The following is a 17563-nucleotide window of genomic DNA, read 5'->3' as shown; positions in this document are numbered from 1 at the left end:
GGCACGCGCGCCCGGTCGTCGTCACCAGGCGCCGTGGACGAGGTGCTGCACCACCAGCGCGGTCCCCAGCTGGAGCGCCAGCCCCGGGCGTCGCCAGCGCTCGGGGAGCACGACGACCGAGAGCAGCAGCCACGGCACGAACGGCAGCCAGATGCGCTCCACCTCCGCCTTGCTCATCCGCGAGAGGTCCGCGAGCACGATCGCCGTCGCGGCGCCGGCGACCAGCACCACCACGACCCGAGGGGCCTGTCGCCACGCCGTGGCGAGCGACGCGAGCCCGGCGCCGAGCAGCGGGCCGGCGCTGATCAGGAGTGCGGCGAGGTCGCCCCACAGCCAGTACGACGCGGGCCGGACGCGCGCGATCCCGTCCCAGTACCGCTGGTCGAGCACCGGGTAGGCGTCCCAGAGCCGGAACCCGGCAACGGCGAAGAGCAGCACCAGCGCGACGGCGGCCAGCGCGGCGACCGGGAGCGGACGCCAGGACCGCGCCACCACCAGGACCCCCAGCGCGAGCACCCCCAGCAGCGCCAGCCCGTAGGACATCAGGACGCACCACCCGAGCAGCAGCCCCGCGAGCAGCGACCAGGCCACCTGGACCGCACCTGGCGGTCGGTGTGGCCGCCACGGCCAGCACGGTGAGCCCCCACGCGGCGACCGCCGCGAAGAGCGCGTCTGCCGAGACGGCCATGAACACCGCTGCCGGCGCGAGCACGAGGTACGGCGCGGCGACGCGCGCCACCGGCTCGGCGCCCAGGACCCGCAGGCAGACCATCACCGCGACGGCGGTGGTCGCGGCCACCAGCGTCACCACCATGCCGGCTGCGAAGTCGCCACCCAGGCCGACGCGGTCCAGCCCCACGAAGACGAGCAGCGCCCCGGGCGGGTGGCCGGCGACGTGCGTGGGCCAGTTGTCCGGTGCGGCCGAGTAGGGGATGCGCTCCACGAAGTGCTGCAGCACGGCGTGGACGTCGGTCACGCCCCGCGCGGTGCGGAGGTACTCCGCGGGGTTGCCGAGCACCCCGGAGATCCCGGCGGACCCGTCGACGTAGGCCAGGGCCAGGAGCCAGGCCAGCCCAGCGGCGTACGACGCGGCGAGCAGCCGACGCCAGGAGAGTCCCGCGGCGAGCCCGGCGGCGTACCTCCAGGCGAGCACCGCGATCGCGATCGCGGGGAGGGTGCCGGGTCCGACGCGGGGGTCCCAGTAGCCGTGCAGGGGGGCGAGACCGTCGAAGGCGTGCAGCCGTGCGTGCACCGGCCAGTGGAGGAGACGGGGGACGACGACGGCCGCGCCGACGAGCACCAGGCCGAGCACGAGGCCGATGGCGGGAGCGGAGAGGCGGTGGCCGGGTCGGCGCCCGGTCCGGGACGGGTTCACCTCCGTGGTCGCCATGTCCGCCACCCTAGGGTCGCTCCGGCGGTCCGCCGTGTCGCCGGCGGCCACCGTCACGGCTTCGTAAGTTCTCGGCGGACACATCGCGCCGCGCCGCCCCTAGCGTGACGGGCATGCAGCCGGTGTGCGACCTGATCCTTCCGTGCCGGGACGAGGGCCCGGCCCTCGGAGCCCTGTTGCCGCGGGTCCCTGGCGACTTCGCCGTGGTCGTGGTGGACAACGGATCCGGCGACGACACCGCGAAGGTGGCGCGACGACTCGGGGCGACGGTGGTCGTCGAGGACGTGCCCGGCTACGGCTCGGCCGTGCAGGCAGGGCTGGCAGCTGCGACGCATGACCTGGTGGCGTTCATGGACGGCGACGGGTCCTTCGACCCCGCCGAGCTGCTGCCCCTCCTCGAGGACGTGCGGTCGGGGCGGGCCGACCTGGCCGTCGGGCGTCGGCGACCGGTGCGCTCCGGTGTCTGGCCGTGGCACGCGCGGGCCGGCAACGCGCTGATCGTGCGCTGGCTCCGTCGGCGGATCGGCATGCCCGCCCACGACATCGCCCCGGTGCGGGTGTGCCGGCGGACCGAGCTGCTGGCGCTGGACGTGCGTGACCGCCGCTTCGGCTACCCGGTCGAGCTGCTCGACAAGGCCACCCGGGCCGGCTGGCGCTTCTCCGAGCGCGAGGTCTCCTACCACCCGCGGGCGGAGGGCACCCGCTCGAAGGTCTCCGGGTCGGTCCTGGGCACGATCCGCACCGCGCGTGACTTCTGGAAGGTGTTGACGTGAGCGCCCCGCGGATGCTGGTGCTCGCCAAGGCGCCGGTGCCCGGTCGGGTGAAGACCCGGCTCGGCGCCCGGGTCGGGCACGCCCACGCCGCGGCGGTGGCCGCGGCGGCGCTGCTGGACACGGTCCGGGCCTGCACCGAGGCGGTCGGGCCCAGCCGCTGCCACCTGGCGCTCGCGGGCGACCTGGCGGGTGCGGTGCGCGGCGACGAGCTGCTCGGCGCGGTCGACGGCTGGACCCTGCGACCGCAGCGTGGTGGGGACTTCACCACTCGGCTCGTCAACGCCCACCTCGACCTCGTGGACGGCTCCGGGCCGGTGGTGCAGATCGGCATGGACACACCCCAGGTCACGCCGGACCAGCTCGTCGACGCCGCCGCCGGCACCCGTGAGCACGACGCCGTGCTCGGGCCGGCGGAGGACGGCGGCTGGTGGGTGCTCGCCCTCGATGACCCCGGTCACGCGACGGCTCTGGCAGGGGTCGTGATGTCCACCCCGACGACCCACGACGACACACGGAGCGCCCTGCTCGCTCGCGGCCTGCGGGTCGGCGCGACGGTCACGCTGCGCGACGTCGACACCGCGGTCGACGCCGACGCGGTGCTCGCCCACCGGCCGACGGGGCACTTCGCCCGGGCCTGGTCCGCCGTGCGGCAGGAGGTCGTGACATGACCGTCGAGCTGACCTCGTCGGACGAGGGCCTCCGGGACGACTCGTTCTCGGCCGTCTTCTCCCGCGCGCTGCGGGGACGACCCTGCACGGTGGTGGGCGTGGGGACGGGACCCGAGCCGCTGCCCGTGGCTTCGTGGGTCCGGACGGCCGACGACACCGACACGGCGATGCTGGCGCACTGCGTGGGCCCCACCCTCGACATCGGCTGCGGGCCCGGGCGCCTCACCGCGCGGCTCGCCGAGCTCGGACACGTGGTGCTCGGCATCGACGTCGTGCACGAGGCGGTGCGCCAGACCCGGCAGCGGGGAGTCTCCGCCATCGTCCGTGACGTGTTCGAGATGCTGCCCGGCGAGGGGCGCTGGCACACCGCACTGCTGGCCGACGGCAACGTCGGGATCGGTGGGGACCCGGTGGCCCTGCTCGCCCGGGTGCGGCAGCTGCTCGACCCGCGTGGCCGGGTCGTCGTCGAGCTGTCCCCACCGGGGGTGGGCCTGTGCACGATGTGGGCGGAGCTGCACTGCGACGGGTTGCGCTCGCGCCCGTTCCGGTGGTCCCTGCTCGGCGTCGACGGCGTGGCCGAGGTCGCGGCCGCGGCCGGGCTGGCCGTCCTGGGCACGCACTGCTGCGCGGACCGCTGGTTCGCCGTCCTCGAGGGGGACCGGTGAGAGTCCCGGCCGACTCGGACTTCACCTCGCGGCTGCGCAGTGCCGCGGTCACCGCGCGGGTCGGGCTCTGGCTCGGCATCTGCTTCGGCGTCGCGTTCGTCACCGGCCTCGTCAGCCACTACGCCCAGGTGCCGGACCAGCCGGTGCCCTTCCCGACCAGCCCGTCCTGGGGCTACCGGGTCACGCAGGGACTGCACGTGACAGCAGGAACGGCGGCGGTGCCCCTGCTGCTGGTCAAGCTCTGGACCGTCTACCCGCGGCTCTTCGCCCGGCCGCCGCGCGGCGCGCGCCGGCTGGTCGTCACGGCGGCCGAGCGGGCCTCGATCGCCGTCCTCGTCGCGGCCGCCGTCTTCCAGCTCGCGACCGGCCTGGCCAACGCAGCCCAGTGGTACCCCTGGGCCTTCTCCTTCCGCAGCACCCACTACGCCGTCGGGTGGATCGCCATCGGTGCACTGGTGGTGCACGTGGCCGTGAAGCTCCCGGTCATCCGGCGCGCCCTCGGCGCCGACGTCGACGACACCTCGCAGGACCGGCCGGCGGCGACCGAGGCCGGCGTGATGTCCCGGCGCGGGCTGCTGCGCGCCACCTGGCTCGCCACCGGTGTGGCAGTCCTGGCCACGGCCGGCAGCACCGTCCCCTTCCTGCGCAGGGTCTCGGTCCTCGGTGTCCGCTCCGGGGACGGGCCCGAAGGTGTCCCGGTCAACAGGTCCGCCCGGGCCGCGGGCGTCACTGCGGCAGCGACCAGCCCGGCGTACCGCCTCAGCGTCGTGTACGCCGATCGCGTGGTCTCGCTGAGCCGTGACGACCTGGCCGCGATGCCGCAGTCCACCCAGAGCCTGCCGATCGCCTGCGTCGAGGGCTGGAGCGCCGGAGCCACCTGGACGGGCGTCCGGCTGCGCGACCTGCTCGACCTGGCGGGGGCCCCTGCCGGTCACGACGTGCTCGTGGTGTCCCTGCAGGAGAGCGGTGCCTTCCGGCAGACGCACCTGCAGTCGAACTTCGCGGACGACCAGCGGACCCTCCTGGCCCTGCAGCTTCACGGGCAGCCGCTGGCGATCGACCACGGCTATCCGTGCCGGCTGATCGCTCCCGACCGGCCCGGCGTGCTGCAGACCAAGTGGGTCCACCGGCTGGAGGTGCAGGCATGACCACGCGCCTCGTGATCGGCGGGGCCGGAGTCCTCCTGGGCCTGTACGGCGCGTGGTTGCTGCTGAGCCGCCACGCCAGTGCCTCGATTGTGGACGCCGGCGTGTGGCTCGTCGCGGGCGTCGTGCTCCACGACCTGGTGCTCGCGCCGCTGTTCCTCGTGCTGACGCTGGTCGCGACCCGAGTGCTGCCGCCGGCCGCACGCGCACCGGTGACGGTCGGCGCGGTGGTCCTCGGCAGCACGACCCTGCTCGCGGTGCCCGTGCTCGGCCGATTCGGTGCCAAGGCGGACAACCCGACCCTCCTGGACCGCGACTACACGGCCGGGTGGCTGCTCTTCGCCGGGCTAGTGTTGGCGGGCGTGGTGCTGGCCACCGTGGTCCGGGCACGCCGGGGCGGCGGCTCGCCGACGGGAAGGGGTGCCCATGGCCCGGGTGCTCGTCGTTGACGACGACCACACCGTGCGCGAGGTGGTCGTGTCCTACCTGCGCGCCCACGGCCACGACGTCCTGGAGGTGGGCGACGGCGAGGCCGCCCTCGTGGCGATGCGCGACGCACCCGCGGACCTGGTGGTGCTCGACCTGATGCTGCCCGGTATCGACGGGCTCGAGGTCTGTCGCCGCCTGCGCGACGGCGGGGACGTCCCCGTGATCATGCTGACCGCGCTGGGGGCCGAGACCGACCGGGTGGGGGCCTCGAGATCGGCGCGGACGACTACGTCACCAAGCCGTTCAGCCCCCGCGAGCTGGCCCTGCGCGTGGACTCGGTGCTGCGGCGTACGACCGACCCGGCGCAGGCCGTGCCGCTGCTCCTCACCGACGGCGACCTGGTGGTCGACGGGGCCCGGCACTCGGTGACCAGGCAGGGGAGTCCCCTGGCGCTGACCGGCCGGGAGTTCGACCTCCTGCAGTTCCTGGTCGCCCACCCCGGCACGGCGTTCTCGCGGGACGACCTCCTCCAGCAGGTGTGGGGCTGGTCGATCGGCGACCGGTCCACGGTGACCGTGCACGTGCGCCGCCTGCGTGAGAAGGTCGAGCGCGACCCGACCCGTCCCGAGCGGCTGCTCACGGTGTGGGGTGTCGGCTACCGCTGGGAGGCGTCCGCATGAGCTCCGACCACGTCGAGCTGGTGCTGGTCGCGGCGGGATGCGCCGCAGGGGTCGGCGTCCTCGGCCTCGGCCTCGCGTGGCTGCTGCGTCACCGGTCGATCCGGTGGCAGCTCGGACTGGTGGCGGTCGTGGCTGTGCTGGCGGTGCTCGCCGGGGTGATGGCAATCGCCCAGCTGATGTTCATCTCCAGCCACGACTGGGGCGTGATCAGCCTCGTGGCCCTGGTGGCCGGCGTGGTGGCCGTCGCGGTCGCGCTCGCGGTCGGTGCCGCCATCGCACACTGGTCGGAGTCGCTGCAGGAGGACGCGAGGCGGATGGGCCTCGAGGGGACCTTCGACGGCAGTCGGCGCGGCCCCAGCGAGTTCCAGGCGCTGTCCGAGGAGCTGGCCCGCACCAGCGAACGCCTCGAGGAGTCCCGACTGAAGGCCGACCGTCTCGAGGGCTCGCGCCGTGAGCTGGTGTCGTGGGTGTCCCACGACCTGCGCACGCCGCTGGCCGGGATGCGCGCGATGACCGAGGCCCTGGAGGACGGGCTGGCCCCCGACCCGGAGCGCTACCACCGCCAGATCCGCGCCGAGGTCGACCGGATGGTGCGCATGGTCGACGACCTCTTCGAGCTCTCACGGATCCATGCCGGCGTGCTGCGGCTCAGCCCCGAGGCGGTGATGCTCGGCGACCTGGTGAGCGAGGCCATCGCCGGCGCCGATCCCGTCGCACGTGCGCGGCGGGTGCGGCTGGGCGGGACGGTCGAGGACGGGGTCGAGATCACCGCCGACCCGGCGGGCTTGTCGCGGGTGGTGTCCAACCTGGTCATGAACGCCATCCGGCACACGCCGGCCGACGGTGTGGTGGAGATCCGCGGCCGCTCGGTCGACGGAGGGGTCGAGCTCAGCGTCACCGACGGTTGCGGCGGTCTGACGGCCGAGGAGATGGAGCGGGTCTTCGACCTCGCCTGGCAGGGCGGGACAGCGCGGACCCCCGACACCGGGGACTCCTCCCACGCGCGCGGCGCCGGCCTCGGTCTGGCCATCGTCAAAGGGATCGTCGAGGCGCACCGCGGCCAGGTGGACGTCGAGAACGTCGAGGACCCGGGCGCCCCTCGGGTGGCCGGGTGTCGCTTCCGCGTGCGACTGCCACGGGTGCCCGGGGACGCGTCCAGGGCACCGGTCGCCGACCTCACGTGACCCACCCGCGACGGGCCCACCGCACCTGACGTCGGCCCGCGCGACACGCCGCGACCGTGCTGCGGGAGTCGAACACGTGTTCGGGCTACTGTGTGTCCACAGGTGACGTCCAGGACGATGTCATCCCCAGGCAGTGAGGTCGTGGCCGGCACTGTCGGTGGTCCCGTCTAGCGTCTCGCACGACGATGACTACTCAACGACGTACCAGACGACGCGGGGCCGCGGAGCCCCCGAAGGAGAAGAACGACATGGCTGGTGGAGACCGGGACAAGGCTCTCGACACCGCGCTCGCCAACATCGAGCGCCAGTTCGGCAAGGGCTCGGTGATGCGCCTCGGGGACGAGACGCGCGCCCCGCTGGAGGTCATCCCGACCGGGTCGATCGCGCTCGACGTGGCGCTCGGCCTCGGTGGCCTGCCGCGCGGTCGCGTGGTGGAGATCTACGGGCCGGAGTCCTCCGGAAAGACCACGGTCGCCCTGCACGCGGTGGCCAACGCCCAGCGCGCCGGCGGCATCGTGGCGTTCATCGACGCCGAGCACGCGCTCGACCCCGAGTACGCCAAGAACCTCGGCGTCGACACCGACGCGCTGCTGGTCTCCCAGCCCGACTCCGGCGAGCAGGCGCTCGAGATCGCCGACATGCTGATCCGCTCCGGCGCGCTCGACCTGATCGTCATCGACTCGGTGGCGGCGCTGGTGCCCCGCGCCGAGATCGAGGGCGAAATGGGCGACAGCCACGTCGGCCTCCAGGCCCGCCTGATGAGCCAGGCGCTGCGCAAGATGACCGGCGCGCTCAACAACTCCAAGACGACCGCGATCTTCATCAACCAGCTGCGCGAGAAGATCGGCGTGATGTTCGGTTCGCCGGAGACCACGACCGGTGGTCGTGCGCTGAAGTTCTACTCCTCGGTCCGCCTCGACGTGCGTCGCATCGAGACGCTCAAGGACGGCACCGACATGGTCGGCAACCGCACCCGCGTCAAGGTCGTGAAGAACAAGGTGGCCCCGCCGTTCAAGCAGGCCGAGTTCGACATCATGTACGGCAAGGGCATCAGCCGTGAGGGTGGCCTGATCGACGTCGGCGTCGAGGCGGGCCTCGTCCGCAAGGCCGGTGCCTGGTACACCTACGAGGGCGACCAGCTCGGCCAGGGCAAGGAGAACGCGCGGACCTTCCTGCGCGACAACCCCGACCTGGCCAACGAGCTGGAGAAGAAGATCCTCGAGAAGCTGGGCGTCGGCCCGACGGTCGACAGCGAGACGCCCGCCGACCCGCTGGGTGTCGATGACTTCTGAGTCCCGAGACGCGGGATCGCCGGGGTTCGACGACGACCGGCCCGCCCCCTCGTGGGCCGGTGACGTCGCTACCGGGGTGGATGCGTGGACGCACCGGGGGTCCGCCGCCACCCCGGCGACGACGGACGGTCCGAACCACCCGGCGGCTCGTTCCCGGGGCGGGAGCAGGCGCGGACGCCGTGGTCACGCAGGCCAGGCAGCAGCGCCACCGCCGCCCGACCCGCAGGCCGGCGGGCCCGAGGCCGACCCCGAGTCGGTGGCCCGCAAGATCCTGCTCGACCAGCTGACCGGTCAGGCGCGCAGCCGCAAGGAGCTGGCCGACAAGCTCGCCTCGCGCAACGTGCCGGACGACGTTGCCGCCCGGCTGCTCGACCGGTTCGAGGAGGTCGGGCTCGTCGATGACGAGGCGTTCGCCCGGTCCTGGATCGCCAGCCGCCAGCCGGGCAAGGGGCTGGCCCGACGCGCCCTGGCCCAGGAGCTGCGCCGCAAGGGTGTCGACGACGAGGTCGCCCGGGGTGCCCTCGACGAGATCGACCCGACGACGAGGAGGCCGCGGCCCGCGCCCTGGTCCGCAAGAAGCTCCGGTCGCTGAGCCGCGTCGACGACACCACCGCCACCCGCCGGCTGGTGGGCATGCTCGCCCGCAAGGGCTACGGCTCGGGTCTCGCCTTCGCGGTGGTGCGCGAGGAGCTGGCCGAGGCCGGCCGGGGCGCCGACGACGACCTCTGAGGGATCCGGCAGACTCCCGCCATGACCGAGCGGGAGACCCTGACCTGGGAGGCGTTCGGCGTCTCCGTGCGTGACCTCGGCCAGCAGGTCGTGGACGACGGCTTCGACCCCGACCTGATCCTCTCCATCGCCCGGGGCGGCCTGGCGCTCGGCATGGGACTCGGCTACGCCCTGGCCGTGAAGAACCTCGCCGTGATCAACGTCGAGTTCTACACCGGTGAGGACCAGCGGCTCGAGATGCCGATCATGCTGCCCCCGACGCCCGACGCGGTGGACCTCTCCGGACTGAAGGTCCTCATCGCCGACGACGTGGCCGACACCGGCAGGACCCTGGAGATCGTGCAGGCGTTCTGCGCCGACCACGTGGCCGAGGCTCGCACCGCCGTCGTCTACGAGAAGCCGCAGTCGGTGGTGAAGCCCGACTACGTCTGGCGACGCACCACCGCCTGGATCGACTTCCCCTGGTCCTCGCAGCCGCCGCTCGTCGAGCGTGCGGGAGTGCCGCACGCCTGAACCGTCGCGGGCTCGCCCCAACCGCCCTAGTCTCGGCACGTGGCGGATCAGACAGGGCTGCGGGTGGTCGTCCACGACCGGGGACGTGACCTGGCCGGCGTCGTGCGTCCGGGGGAGTCCTGGGCCGAGGCAGCCCGACGTACCGCCGCGAGCGTGCACGCGGAGCCCGTGCCCGTCGACCTGTCGAGCGAGGTCAAGCAGTTCGTCATCGACCACGACCGGGTGGTGACGATCCGGGCCATGACCCGCGGCGACCTGACCGACGTCACCCGGTGGCGGCAGAGCGAGCACGTACGACGCTGGTGGGCCTCCGAGGGGGAGCCGACGCCGGAGCTGGTCGAGGAGCGGTACGCGCCGTGCATCGACGGCCTGACCCCCACCCGGATGTGGGTGGTCGAGGTCAACGGGCGTTCGGTCGGGTTCCTGCAGGACTACCGGGTCGGGGACTACCCCGACTACGCCCTGCTCGGGCCCGACCCGGAGGCGATCGGGGTCGACTACCTGATCGGCGACCCCGCCTGGGTCGGGCGTGGTCTCGGGGCCCGGATGCTGTGGGCGTGGATGCTGCGGGCTCGGCACCGGCGCCCGGAGGCGACCAGCTACTTCGCCGCGCCCGACCACCGCAACGCCGCGTCGCTGCGGGTGCTGGCCAAGGCCGGCTTCACCCCTGGCCTGTGGTTCGACGAGCCCCAGGAGGACGGCACCGTCGAGACCGTCGTGGGTTGCTCCCTCGACGTCCGGCAGGTCCTCGGCTGAGCGTAGCCCGGGCCGAGCGCCCCACTCGGTGGTCGCGCCCCTCACGGCCACGACATGATGACCCCATGACCGGATACCCCTTCCGCCTCCAGCCCGGACCGGTGGACCTCTCCTCGATCGAGACCAACGCCTCGCCAGGGTTCAAGGGCGGCAAGAAGAAGGGCAAGGCGGCCCTCTTCGCACTCGGAGACGAGCTGTCGGACCTGCAGGAGCGGCTCTTCGCCCAGGGCCGCTCGGGCTCCCGGCGTCGCCTGCTGCTCGTGCTGCAGGGCATGGACACCTCGGGCAAGGGCGGCGTGCTGCGGCACACGGTCGGCCTGGTCGACCCGCAGGGTGTGGGGATCACGTCGTTCAAGGCCCCGACCGAGGAGGAGCGCGAGCACGACTTCCTCTGGCGGATCCGCAGGGCGCTGCCCGAGGCGGGCTACATCGGCGTCTTCGACCGGTCCCACTACGAGGACGTGCTCATCGCGCGGGTCCGGGAGCTGGCCGACGCCGAGGAGATCGAGCGCCGCTACACCGCGATCAACGACTTCGAGCGGGAGCTGGTCGACGGCGGCACCACCATCGTGAAGTGCATGCTGCACATCTCCGCCGACGAGCAGAAGGAGCGGCTCCTCGCCCGGCTCGACAAGCCCAGCAAGCACTGGAAGTACCACCCCTCCGACATCGACGAGCGCGGTCAGTGGCCGCGCTACCGGGAGGCCTACGAGATCGCCCTGGAGAAGACGAACACCGAGCACGCGCCGTGGTTCGTGATCCCCAGCGGCAAGAAGTGGTACCGCAACCTCGCGATCGGCCGCCTGCTCCACGACACGCTGCGCCACATGGACCCCGAGTGGCCGAAGGCCGACTTCGACGCCGAGGTGGAGAAGAAGCGGCTCACCGACGAGGCGCCGCTCTCGTGATCCCGACCGTCTCCGTGACGCGCTACGTGACCCCGCTGCGCGAGGGCGGCAGCCTGCCCGGACTGGTCGAAGCCGACGACCTCGGGACCTACGTGTGCAAGTTCCGCGGCGCCGGCCAGGGCCTGCGGGTGCTGGTGGCCGAGGTCGTGGTCGGCGAGCTCGCCCGGCGGATCGGCCTGCGGACGCCGCGCCTGGTCGCCCTCGACCTCGACCCCGAGATCGCCCGCTACGAGGCGGACGAGGAGGTCCAGGACCTGCTCAACGCCAGCCCCGGTCTCAACCTCGGCGTGGACTTCCTGCCCGGCGCCTTCGGCTTCGACGGCACCATGCCGCACGCCGATCCGGACGAGGAGGGCGTCGGCGCGGCCGTCCTGTGGCTCGACGCGTTCACCGCGAACGTCGACCGCAGCTGGCGCAACCCCAACCTGCTGCTCTGGCACGGACACCTGTGGGTGATCGACCACGGCGCCGCGCTGTACTTCCACCACGCCTGGTCGGGGGCTCGCTGCTCAAGCCGGGCGCTCCGGAGCGCTTCGCCGCGCAGCCGTGGGACCCCTCCGACCACGTGCTGGGAGAGCACGCCGCGGGGCTGTCGGCAGCCGACGAGCGGATCCGCGCCAGGCTGGACGAGTCCGTCTTCGCCGAGGTGCTCGACGAGGTGCCCGACGAGTGGCTCGAGCCGGTGCCGGGCGCGGAGACCCCGGCTGCCGTCCGTGCCGCCTACGTGTCCTTCCTCGCCGCCCGCCTCGAGACCCGCCAGTGGCTGCCCGTCGGAGTGGTGGCATGAGCGGCGCCACGAGGCTCGCCTACCAGTACGTCGTGCTGCGGTGCGTCCCGCGCGTGGACCGGGAGGAGTTCCTCAACGTCGGCGTGGTCCTCTACTGCCAGGCCGCGGACTACCTCGAGGCGGCCTGGGAGGTCGACCGCGAGCGTCTCGCGGCCCTCGACCCCGGGCTGGACCTCGACCAGGTCTGCGAGGCGCTGACCTACGTCGAGGGCGTCTGCGCCGGCGACGAGCGTGGCGGGGCGGCCGGCGGGAAGCCTCCGGGCCAGCGGTTCGGCTTCCTCAAGGCGCCCCGCAGCACCGTCCTGCAACCGGGGCCGGTCCACGGCGGCGTCACCGCCGACCCGCCCGCCAGCTCGACCACCTGCTCGCCAAGCTCGTCACCTGACCGAGCAGGCACCACGCCGAGTCGGCGTTCCTTGACGGTGCGGGGGCGTCAACGAGCGCCGACTCGGCGTTGCTTGACCGTGCGGAGGCGTCAACGAGCGCCGACTCGGCGTTGTTTGACGGTGCGGGGGTGTCAACGAACGCCGACTCGGCGGTGGGGTCAGACCGGGACGAGCTCGACCGCGCCGACGGCGTAGCGAGCCAGGATGGTCCGGGCCAGCTCGGGGTGCGCGCCCAGCGGGTCCGACACCGCGATGGCACCGGCCTCCGTGGCGAGCTCGGCGGCCCGGTCCGGCAGGAATCCCGGGGCGAGGAACAGCGAGGCGACCGCGATGTGGCGGCGACCCTGGGCGCGGAACTGACGCACGGCCTCGCCGGTGGCCGGGGGAGCGGCCGAGGCGAACGCCGCGGTCACCGGCAGCTTGTGCCGCTGGCCCCACATCCGGGCCAGGCGGGCCACCGCCTGGTTGGCGAGCGAGTCGCTCGAGCCGGCTGCGGCGAGCACCAGCGCGTCGAGCTCACGGACCCGAGCGGCCTTCAGCGCCTCGCGCATTCGGACGTCGAGGACCTCGAGGAAGCAGGCCTCGAGCCCCAGGATCGAGCTGGCCCGGATCTTCAGGCCCTCGTGCCGGGCCTGCGCCTCCGCGATGGCGCTCGGCACGTCGACCTTGGCGTGGTAGGCCTCCGTGAGCAGCAGCGGCACCACGACGATCTCGTCGTGGCCCGCCTTCACGAGCCGGTCCACGACCGTCCCGAAGGACGGCCGGGACAGCTCGAGGAACGCCTGCTCGATGCGGAGGTCGGGGCGCATGGCGCGGACCTCGTCGACCAGGGCGGTGATCGTCGCAGCGGACCGAGGGTCACGGCTTCCGTGAGCCAGGGCCACCAGGGCAGGAGCAGCCATCAGTGCGGCCTCCTCTGTGTTGCCGGTGCTACCGGGGTGATGGTGTGACGACGACCGACGCCCTTGTCGGTCAGGTGGGGGTCGATCGCGACAGTGCGGATCATGAGTGGATCCCGCACTCGGTCTTGTTGGTGCCGGCCCAGCGCCCGCTGCGCGGGTCCTCGCCGGGCGCCACGCGCCGCGTGCACGGCCAGCACCCGATGGAGGGTAGCCGTCGTAGACGAGCGGGTTGACCAGCACGCCGTTCTCGGCGATGTAGCCCTCGACCTGCTCGTCGGACCAGCGCGCCAGGGGCGAGACCTTGACCTTGCCCTTCTTGGCGTCCCAGCCGACGACCGGCGCGATGACCCGGTTGTGGGTCTCGGCGCGGCGCAGGCCGGTGGCCCAGGCGTCGTACTGCTCGAGCGACTCGGCCAGCGGCTGCACCTTGCGCAGCGCGCAGCACAGGTCGGGGTCGGTCTTGTAGAGGTCTTTGCCGTGCGCCGCGTCCTGCTCCGCCACGCTCTGCTTCGGCGTGATCGTGAGGAGGTTGACGTCCAGCGTGGCCTCGACCGCGTCGCGGGTGCCGATGGTCTCGGCGAAGTGGTAGCCGGGTCGAGGAAGACCACGTCGACGCCGGGCGCCACCTTCGATGCGAGGTGCGCGAGCACCGCGTCGCCCATCGACGAGGTGATGCAGAAGCGCTCGCCGAAGGTGGCGACCGCCCACTCGATGATGTTCTCGGCCGGGGCCAGCTCGAGCTCGGCGCCCACGTGCGAACCAGCTCGCGCAGCTCCTCGGGGGAGCGGCCCTCGGTGGGGTGCCTCGGAAGTTGCGGGCCGAGGCGGTGGTGGCGGCAGTCATGACGCACCCCCCGAGGGCCGCAGCAGTCCGAGCATCTTCAGGGAGAAGGCGCGCATGCAGGAGCGGCACTCCCACGTCCCGTGGGGCGAGGTGACCTCGCCGGACTCCGAGACGACCTCGTGCGGACGCAGGTCCTCGTCCCCGCAGTAGGGGCAGTGGAAGGGGACGGCACGCTCGCTCATGACACCGCCTCCAGCTCCCGCTCGCCCCGGAGGTCGACCTCGTCGGCCCGGGTCACCCAGGCCGCGAAGGTCTCACCGTCCTCGCGGTCGCGCAGGTAGGCGCGAACGACGTTCGTGATGTAGTCGTCGAGCCCGGCGCTGGTGACCTTGTGCGCGCGCAGCTTGCGGCCGAAGGTCGAGTGCAGCCCGGTCGCGCCGCCCAGGTGGACCTGGAAGCCCTCCACCTGGTTGCCGTCGGCATCCATCACCAGCTGGCCCTTCAGGCCGATGTCGGCGACCTGGGTGCGGGCGCAGGCATTGGGACAGCCGTTGACGTTCACGGTGATGGGCGTGTCGAGCCCGGGGAAGCGCCGCTCGAGCTCGGAGACGAGATCGCGCGCCCGGTTCTTGGTGTCGACGATCGCGAGCTTGCAGAACTCGATTCCGGTGCAGGCCATCGTGCTGCGGCGCCAGTTCGACGGGGTCGCGGTCAGCCCGATGGTCTCGAGGTCGGCTTGGAAGGCGTCGAGGTCGTCGCCGTCCACACCGACCACGACGATCTTCTGGTACGCCGTGAGCCGGGCGCCGGCCGCGCCGTACCGCTCGATCAGGTCGGCCAGCCCGGTCAGCATGGTGCCGGAGACCCGGCCGACCACCGGGGCGATGCCGACGTAGAACTTGCCGTCCTTCTGGGCGTGCACGCCGATGTGGTCGCTCTGGACCTCGGGCGAGGCGGGCGAGGGGTTGGAGACCAGGGACCGGCCGAGGTACTCGGTCTCGAGCACGTCGCGGAACTTCTCCACGCCCCAGTCGGCGACCAGGAACTTCAGGCGCGCCCGCGATCGCAGCCGGCGGTAGCCGTAGTCGCGGAAGACCGAGGCCACGCCCTCCCAGGCGTCGGCGACCTCGTCCAGCGGGATCCACACGCCGAGCTTCTGGGCGAGCATGGGGTTCGTGGACAGGCCGCCGCCGACCCACAGGTCGAAACCGGGGCCATGCTCGGGGTGGACGGTGCCGACGAACGCCACGTCATTGGTCTCCGGGCACACGTCGTGGCTGGGGTGGCCGGTCAGGGCGGTCTTGAACTTGCGGGGGAGGTTGGAGAACTCCTTGTTGCCGATGAAGCGGCGCTTGATCTCCTCGAGGGCGGGCGTCCCGTCGATGATCTCGTCGGCCGCGATGCCGGCCACGGGTGAGCCGAGGAACGGGCGGGGCGAGTCGCCGCAGGCCTCCTGGGTGTCCAGGCCGGCGGCCTCGAGCCGCTCCCAGATGGCCGGCACGTCCTCGATCCGGATCCAGTGGTACTGGATGTTCTCCCGGTCGGTGACGTCGGCAGTGTCGCGCGCGAACTCCGTCGAGATGCTGCCGAGGGCGCGCACCGCGTCCGCACCCAGCAGGGCGCCGTCGGAGCGGACGCGCATCATGAAGTACTCGGCGTCGAGGTCAGCGGGGTCGACGGTCGCGGTCTTGCCGCCGTCGAAGCCCTCGGCGCGCTGCGTGTAGAGCCCCCACCAGCGCATCCGGCCGCGCAGGTCGTTGGGGTCGATGGAGGCGAAGCCGCGCTTGGAGTAGATGGCCTCGATGCGCGCGCGGACGTTGAGCGCATCGTCGTCCTTCTTGAACTGCTCGTTGGCGTTCAGCGGCTCGCGGTAGCCGAGGGCCCACTGGCCCTCACCGCGCTGCGGCCGGGGGCGGGAGGGGCGGCTGGGGGTGGCCGGGTTCGACATGAGGTGTGGATCCTTGGCGGTTGTGAGACGCGCGACTCGTCAGGGCCCGACCTCGTCGTCGGGTTGACCTTCCGGACCGGGCGCCCGCGGGACTGGATGGTCTCGGGCGGCGGGCCGTCTGCTCGTGGGAGGGCGGACGGCGGTCAGGAGGGCCAACACATCATGCTGCGCGTGCGCCCGAGGTCCACGTGGCGTCGAACCACGAGGTAGGCGGTCGTTGCAGCGCTGATCATGTCAAGGAGTCTCAGGGTCGGACGCCTCGATCACAAGGCGAAATCTCATGAAGTGAGACGCGACTCCAGAATGTGAGACGGCGAGCGTGGGCTCACGCCCGATCCGGCGGTTCCTGCGGTCCACGTCACATCGGAGCGGAACGCCGATCACCCCGCCGACAGCGTCTCCGCCGCGGCGGTCAGCACGACCGACACCTCGCTGCGGGCCCCGAGCTCGCGCGTCAGGTCGGCCACCACGCGAGGCAGCACGCTGCCGACACGGCCGGCGAGCAGCACCTCCCGCTGCAGCACCACGCCCGACACCACGTGCTCGAGGACGGGCGGGTCGGTGAGCGACACGGCGTACTCGCTGCCGAGCCGGAGCGAGTCGGGCGTGGCCGCACGGAACAGGCCGGCTCCGCGGCCTGGGACGACCGAGGCGCCCGGCAGTCGGCGCAGCAGGTCCACCACGCCGTCGGCGCCCGCGGCAGCCTGCAGCCGGGTCATCAGGTCGGCCACCGCGGCGACGTCGAAGGGGTCGAGGTAGCCGGGCGGCAGGGCGTCCTCCATCGTCGCGCTCAGACCAGCGGGAGGACGAGCTCGGGCTCGGTGAACGTCGACTCGCCCACCTTGCGGACGGCGGTCCCGGAGGTGAAGAACTCCAGGGTGTGGCCGCCCCACATCCACTCGTTGGCCGCGTAGTCCACGCCGGTGATGCCGGTGGCCTGGACGCGCTCGGCCTCGGCCTGCATCCGCGAGAGCGCGATCTCGCGGGCGTCGTAGTAGCCCTGCGTCCACTGCGGCATCTCGACGTTCTGCCCCACCTGCCGCAGCGTCTGCATCAGGCCCTGGGCAGCGACGTGCCAGACGCAGACGCCCATCACGAACTCCACGGGCACGTGGCCGGTGCGCAGCAGCGTGTAGAAGTCCTGCACGTTGAGGTGGCTGGTGAACGGCGCACCGTCGGGCCGGCGCATCCGGCCGGGCTCGTCCTTGGCCACCACGGCGGTGCCGACCGCGATGAACTCGATGTGGTCGGCGCTGACGCCGTGCCGGCGGAAGGACAACCGGGTGCCGACGACGCCGTCGGCGCCGACCTGGTCGGCCTCGGCCAGCATCCTGCCCATCGCGTTCATGCGGGCGGTGTACATCGCCTGGGTCAGCACCTGCAGCTCCACGGACTGCCGCAGGCTCTGCGCCTGCCAGCCGATGTGGAAGACCGAGCTGCCCATCACGAACTCCAGCGGCCGGTAGCCCGCCGCGTCCAGCAGTGCGAACTCCGCGACCGACAGGTCGGAGGTCCAGACCCGGCCCGCCTCGGCGAGCCGGGCGGAGGCGATGGCGTCGGGCGTGAGGTCGGTCATCGAGCCTCCGGGGAGTGGGGCGGACGGGCCTCGGCATCGTAGCCCCGGA

22 protein-coding genes and 1 pseudogene are annotated in these 17563 nt (G+C 72.7%); 17 read left to right on the top strand and 6 right to left on the bottom strand.

Going from position 1 to position 17563, the window contains the following annotated elements:
- Positions 1-21 precede the first annotated feature (21 nt).
- Positions 22-591 (bottom strand): hypothetical protein, encoded by a 570-nt coding sequence (locus tag H0S67_RS23695; protein WP_219635270.1) that lies wholly within the window; start codon positions 589-591, stop codon positions 22-24.
- Between the two features lie 44 nt (positions 592-635).
- On the opposite strand from H0S67_RS23695, the gene H0S67_RS23690 reads away from it, so the two are divergent.
- The 17 genes and pseudogenes from H0S67_RS23690 to H0S67_RS13730 all read left to right on the top strand — a co-directional run bounded on the left by H0S67_RS23690 (position 636) and on the right by H0S67_RS13730 (position 12500).
- Complete coding sequence (locus H0S67_RS23690; RefSeq protein ID WP_219635269.1) at positions 636-929, top strand: hypothetical protein; 294 nt, start codon at positions 636-638, stop codon at positions 927-929.
- A 574-nt stretch (positions 930-1503) separates the two neighbouring features.
- On the top strand, positions 1504-2163 hold the full coding sequence (locus H0S67_RS13795) for a glycosyltransferase family 2 protein (protein WP_180933516.1): 660 nt from the start codon (positions 1504-1506) through the stop codon (positions 2161-2163).
- Positions 2160-2831 carry a TIGR04282 family arsenosugar biosynthesis glycosyltransferase gene (locus H0S67_RS13790; RefSeq protein WP_219635268.1) on the top strand — a complete coding sequence of 224 codons (672 nt, stop codon included), beginning with the start codon at positions 2160-2162 and terminating at the stop codon, positions 2829-2831. Before H0S67_RS13795 ends, H0S67_RS13790 begins: the two co-directional genes overlap by 4 nt.
- Positions 2828-3496: a class I SAM-dependent methyltransferase gene (locus tag H0S67_RS13785; RefSeq protein ID WP_180933515.1), complete on the top strand. Its 669-nt coding sequence runs from the start codon at positions 2828-2830 to the stop codon at positions 3494-3496. Before H0S67_RS13790 ends, H0S67_RS13785 begins: the two co-directional genes overlap by 4 nt.
- Entirely contained in the window at positions 3493-4644 is a 1152-nt protein-coding gene (locus H0S67_RS13780; protein WP_180933514.1) for a molybdopterin-dependent oxidoreductase, read from the top strand. The genes H0S67_RS13785 and H0S67_RS13780 overlap by 4 nt, the downstream gene beginning before the upstream one ends.
- Positions 4641-5090, top strand: a complete 450-nt coding sequence (locus H0S67_RS13775) for a hypothetical protein (protein WP_180933513.1) — start codon at positions 4641-4643, stop codon at positions 5088-5090. Before H0S67_RS13780 ends, H0S67_RS13775 begins: the two co-directional genes overlap by 4 nt.
- Positions 5068-5499: a response regulator transcription factor gene (locus H0S67_RS28230; protein ID WP_425489816.1), complete on the top strand. Its 432-nt coding sequence runs from the start codon at positions 5068-5070 to the stop codon at positions 5497-5499. The genes H0S67_RS13775 and H0S67_RS28230 overlap by 23 nt, the downstream gene beginning before the upstream one ends.
- Positions 5442-5750 (top strand): winged helix-turn-helix domain-containing protein, encoded by a 309-nt coding sequence (locus H0S67_RS28225; protein ID WP_425489815.1) that lies wholly within the window; start codon positions 5442-5444, stop codon positions 5748-5750. Before H0S67_RS28230 ends, H0S67_RS28225 begins: the two co-directional genes overlap by 58 nt.
- The gene (locus H0S67_RS13765; protein WP_180933512.1) at positions 5747-6934 is read left to right on the top strand and encodes a sensor histidine kinase; all 1188 of its coding nucleotides are present in this window, start codon (positions 5747-5749) and stop codon (positions 6932-6934) included. Before H0S67_RS28225 ends, H0S67_RS13765 begins: the two co-directional genes overlap by 4 nt.
- A gap of 248 nt (positions 6935-7182) precedes the next feature.
- Entirely contained in the window at positions 7183-8226 is a 1044-nt protein-coding gene (gene recA / locus H0S67_RS13760; protein ID WP_180933511.1) for a recombinase RecA, read from the top strand.
- Between the two features lie 256 nt (positions 8227-8482).
- On the top strand, positions 8483-8818 hold the full coding sequence (locus H0S67_RS25390) for a regulatory protein RecX (RefSeq protein WP_246354736.1): 336 nt from the start codon (positions 8483-8485) through the stop codon (positions 8816-8818).
- Between the two features lie 158 nt (positions 8819-8976).
- Entirely contained in the window at positions 8977-9468 is a 492-nt protein-coding gene (locus tag H0S67_RS13750; RefSeq protein WP_180933510.1) for a phosphoribosyltransferase, read from the top strand.
- A 39-nt stretch (positions 9469-9507) separates the two neighbouring features.
- Entirely contained in the window at positions 9508-10224 is a 717-nt protein-coding gene (locus tag H0S67_RS13745) for a GNAT family N-acetyltransferase (RefSeq protein ID WP_180933509.1), read from the top strand.
- Positions 10225-10289: 65 nt separating this feature from the next.
- On the top strand, positions 10290-11132 hold the full coding sequence (locus H0S67_RS13740) for a PPK2 family polyphosphate kinase (protein WP_180933508.1): 843 nt from the start codon (positions 10290-10292) through the stop codon (positions 11130-11132).
- Positions 11063-11548: pseudogene (locus H0S67_RS27415) on the top strand (hypothetical protein); the annotation flags it as partial. The gene H0S67_RS13740 and the pseudogene H0S67_RS27415, both read left to right, overlap by 70 nt.
- Positions 11549-11580: 32 nt before the next feature.
- Positions 11581-11919: a hypothetical protein gene (locus tag H0S67_RS25380; RefSeq protein WP_246354735.1), complete on the top strand. Its 339-nt coding sequence runs from the start codon at positions 11581-11583 to the stop codon at positions 11917-11919.
- On the top strand, positions 11916-12500 hold the full coding sequence (locus tag H0S67_RS13730) for a DUF3037 domain-containing protein (RefSeq protein ID WP_180933507.1): 585 nt from the start codon (positions 11916-11918) through the stop codon (positions 12498-12500). The genes H0S67_RS25380 and H0S67_RS13730 overlap by 4 nt, the downstream gene beginning before the upstream one ends.
- Here the strand turns inward: H0S67_RS13730 and H0S67_RS28220 are convergent.
- The 5 genes from H0S67_RS28220 to H0S67_RS13700 form a co-directional block, all read right to left on the bottom strand.
- Entirely contained in the window at positions 12464-13915 is a 1452-nt protein-coding gene (locus tag H0S67_RS28220) for a CbiX/SirB N-terminal domain-containing protein (RefSeq protein WP_425489814.1), read from the bottom strand. The genes H0S67_RS13730 and H0S67_RS28220 overlap by 37 nt on opposite strands.
- A 131-nt stretch (positions 13916-14046) precedes the next feature.
- Positions 14047-14232 carry a hypothetical protein gene (locus H0S67_RS13715; RefSeq protein ID WP_180933505.1) on the bottom strand — a complete coding sequence of 62 codons (186 nt, stop codon included), beginning with the start codon at positions 14230-14232 and terminating at the stop codon, positions 14047-14049.
- Positions 14229-15938: a nitrite/sulfite reductase gene (locus H0S67_RS13710; protein ID WP_180933504.1), complete on the bottom strand. Its 1710-nt coding sequence runs from the start codon at positions 15936-15938 to the stop codon at positions 14229-14231. The genes H0S67_RS13715 and H0S67_RS13710 overlap by 4 nt, the downstream gene beginning before the upstream one ends.
- A 380-nt stretch (positions 15939-16318) precedes the next feature.
- Positions 16319-16720, bottom strand: coding sequence for a DUF5073 family protein (locus tag H0S67_RS13705; RefSeq protein ID WP_180933503.1), 402 nt, complete (start codon positions 16718-16720; stop codon positions 16319-16321).
- An 8-nt stretch (positions 16721-16728) separates the two neighbouring features.
- Positions 16729-17514, bottom strand: a complete 786-nt coding sequence (locus tag H0S67_RS13700) for a heavy metal-binding domain-containing protein (protein ID WP_180933502.1) — start codon at positions 17512-17514, stop codon at positions 16729-16731.
- Between the last annotated feature and the right edge of the window lie 49 nt (positions 17515-17563).

This window comes from Nocardioides ungokensis (assembly GCF_013466985.1).
Classification (GTDB): Bacteria; Actinomycetota; Actinomycetes; order Propionibacteriales; family Nocardioidaceae; genus Nocardioides; species Nocardioides ungokensis.
The sequence above is the reverse complement of the archived record's forward strand: the minus strand, read 5'-3'. Positions and strand labels throughout refer to the sequence as shown.

Excerpts from the sequence above, each read along its gene's own strand:
- recA (WP_180933511.1), top strand. The coding sequence starts at position 7,183 with ATGGCTGGTGGAGACCGGGACAAGGCTCTCGACACCGCGCTCGCCAAC.
- H0S67_RS28230 (WP_425489816.1), top strand. The coding sequence starts at position 5,068 with ATGGCCCGGGTGCTCGTCGTTGACGACGACCACACCGTGCGCGAGGTG.
- H0S67_RS13730 (WP_180933507.1), top strand. The coding sequence starts at position 11,916 with ATGAGCGGCGCCACGAGGCTCGCCTACCAGTACGTCGTGCTGCGGTGC.
- H0S67_RS13750 (WP_180933510.1), top strand. The coding sequence starts at position 8,977 with ATGACCGAGCGGGAGACCCTGACCTGGGAGGCGTTCGGCGTCTCCGTG.
- H0S67_RS13710 (WP_180933504.1), bottom strand. The coding sequence starts at position 15,938 with ATGTCGAACCCGGCCACCCCCAGCCGCCCCTCCCGCCCCCGGCCGCAG.
- H0S67_RS13785 (WP_180933515.1), top strand. The coding sequence starts at position 2,828 with ATGACCGTCGAGCTGACCTCGTCGGACGAGGGCCTCCGGGACGACTCG.
- H0S67_RS13705 (WP_180933503.1), bottom strand. The coding sequence starts at position 16,720 with ATGGAGGACGCCCTGCCGCCCGGCTACCTCGACCCCTTCGACGTCGCC.
- H0S67_RS13795 (WP_180933516.1), top strand. The coding sequence starts at position 1,504 with ATGCAGCCGGTGTGCGACCTGATCCTTCCGTGCCGGGACGAGGGCCCG.
- H0S67_RS13765 (WP_180933512.1), top strand. The coding sequence starts at position 5,747 with ATGAGCTCCGACCACGTCGAGCTGGTGCTGGTCGCGGCGGGATGCGCC.
- H0S67_RS13740 (WP_180933508.1), top strand. The coding sequence starts at position 10,290 with ATGACCGGATACCCCTTCCGCCTCCAGCCCGGACCGGTGGACCTCTCC.
- H0S67_RS13700 (WP_180933502.1), bottom strand. The coding sequence starts at position 17,514 with ATGACCGACCTCACGCCCGACGCCATCGCCTCCGCCCGGCTCGCCGAG.
- H0S67_RS13715 (WP_180933505.1), bottom strand. The coding sequence starts at position 14,232 with ATGAGCGAGCGTGCCGTCCCCTTCCACTGCCCCTACTGCGGGGACGAG.
- H0S67_RS13775 (WP_180933513.1), top strand. The coding sequence starts at position 4,641 with ATGACCACGCGCCTCGTGATCGGCGGGGCCGGAGTCCTCCTGGGCCTG.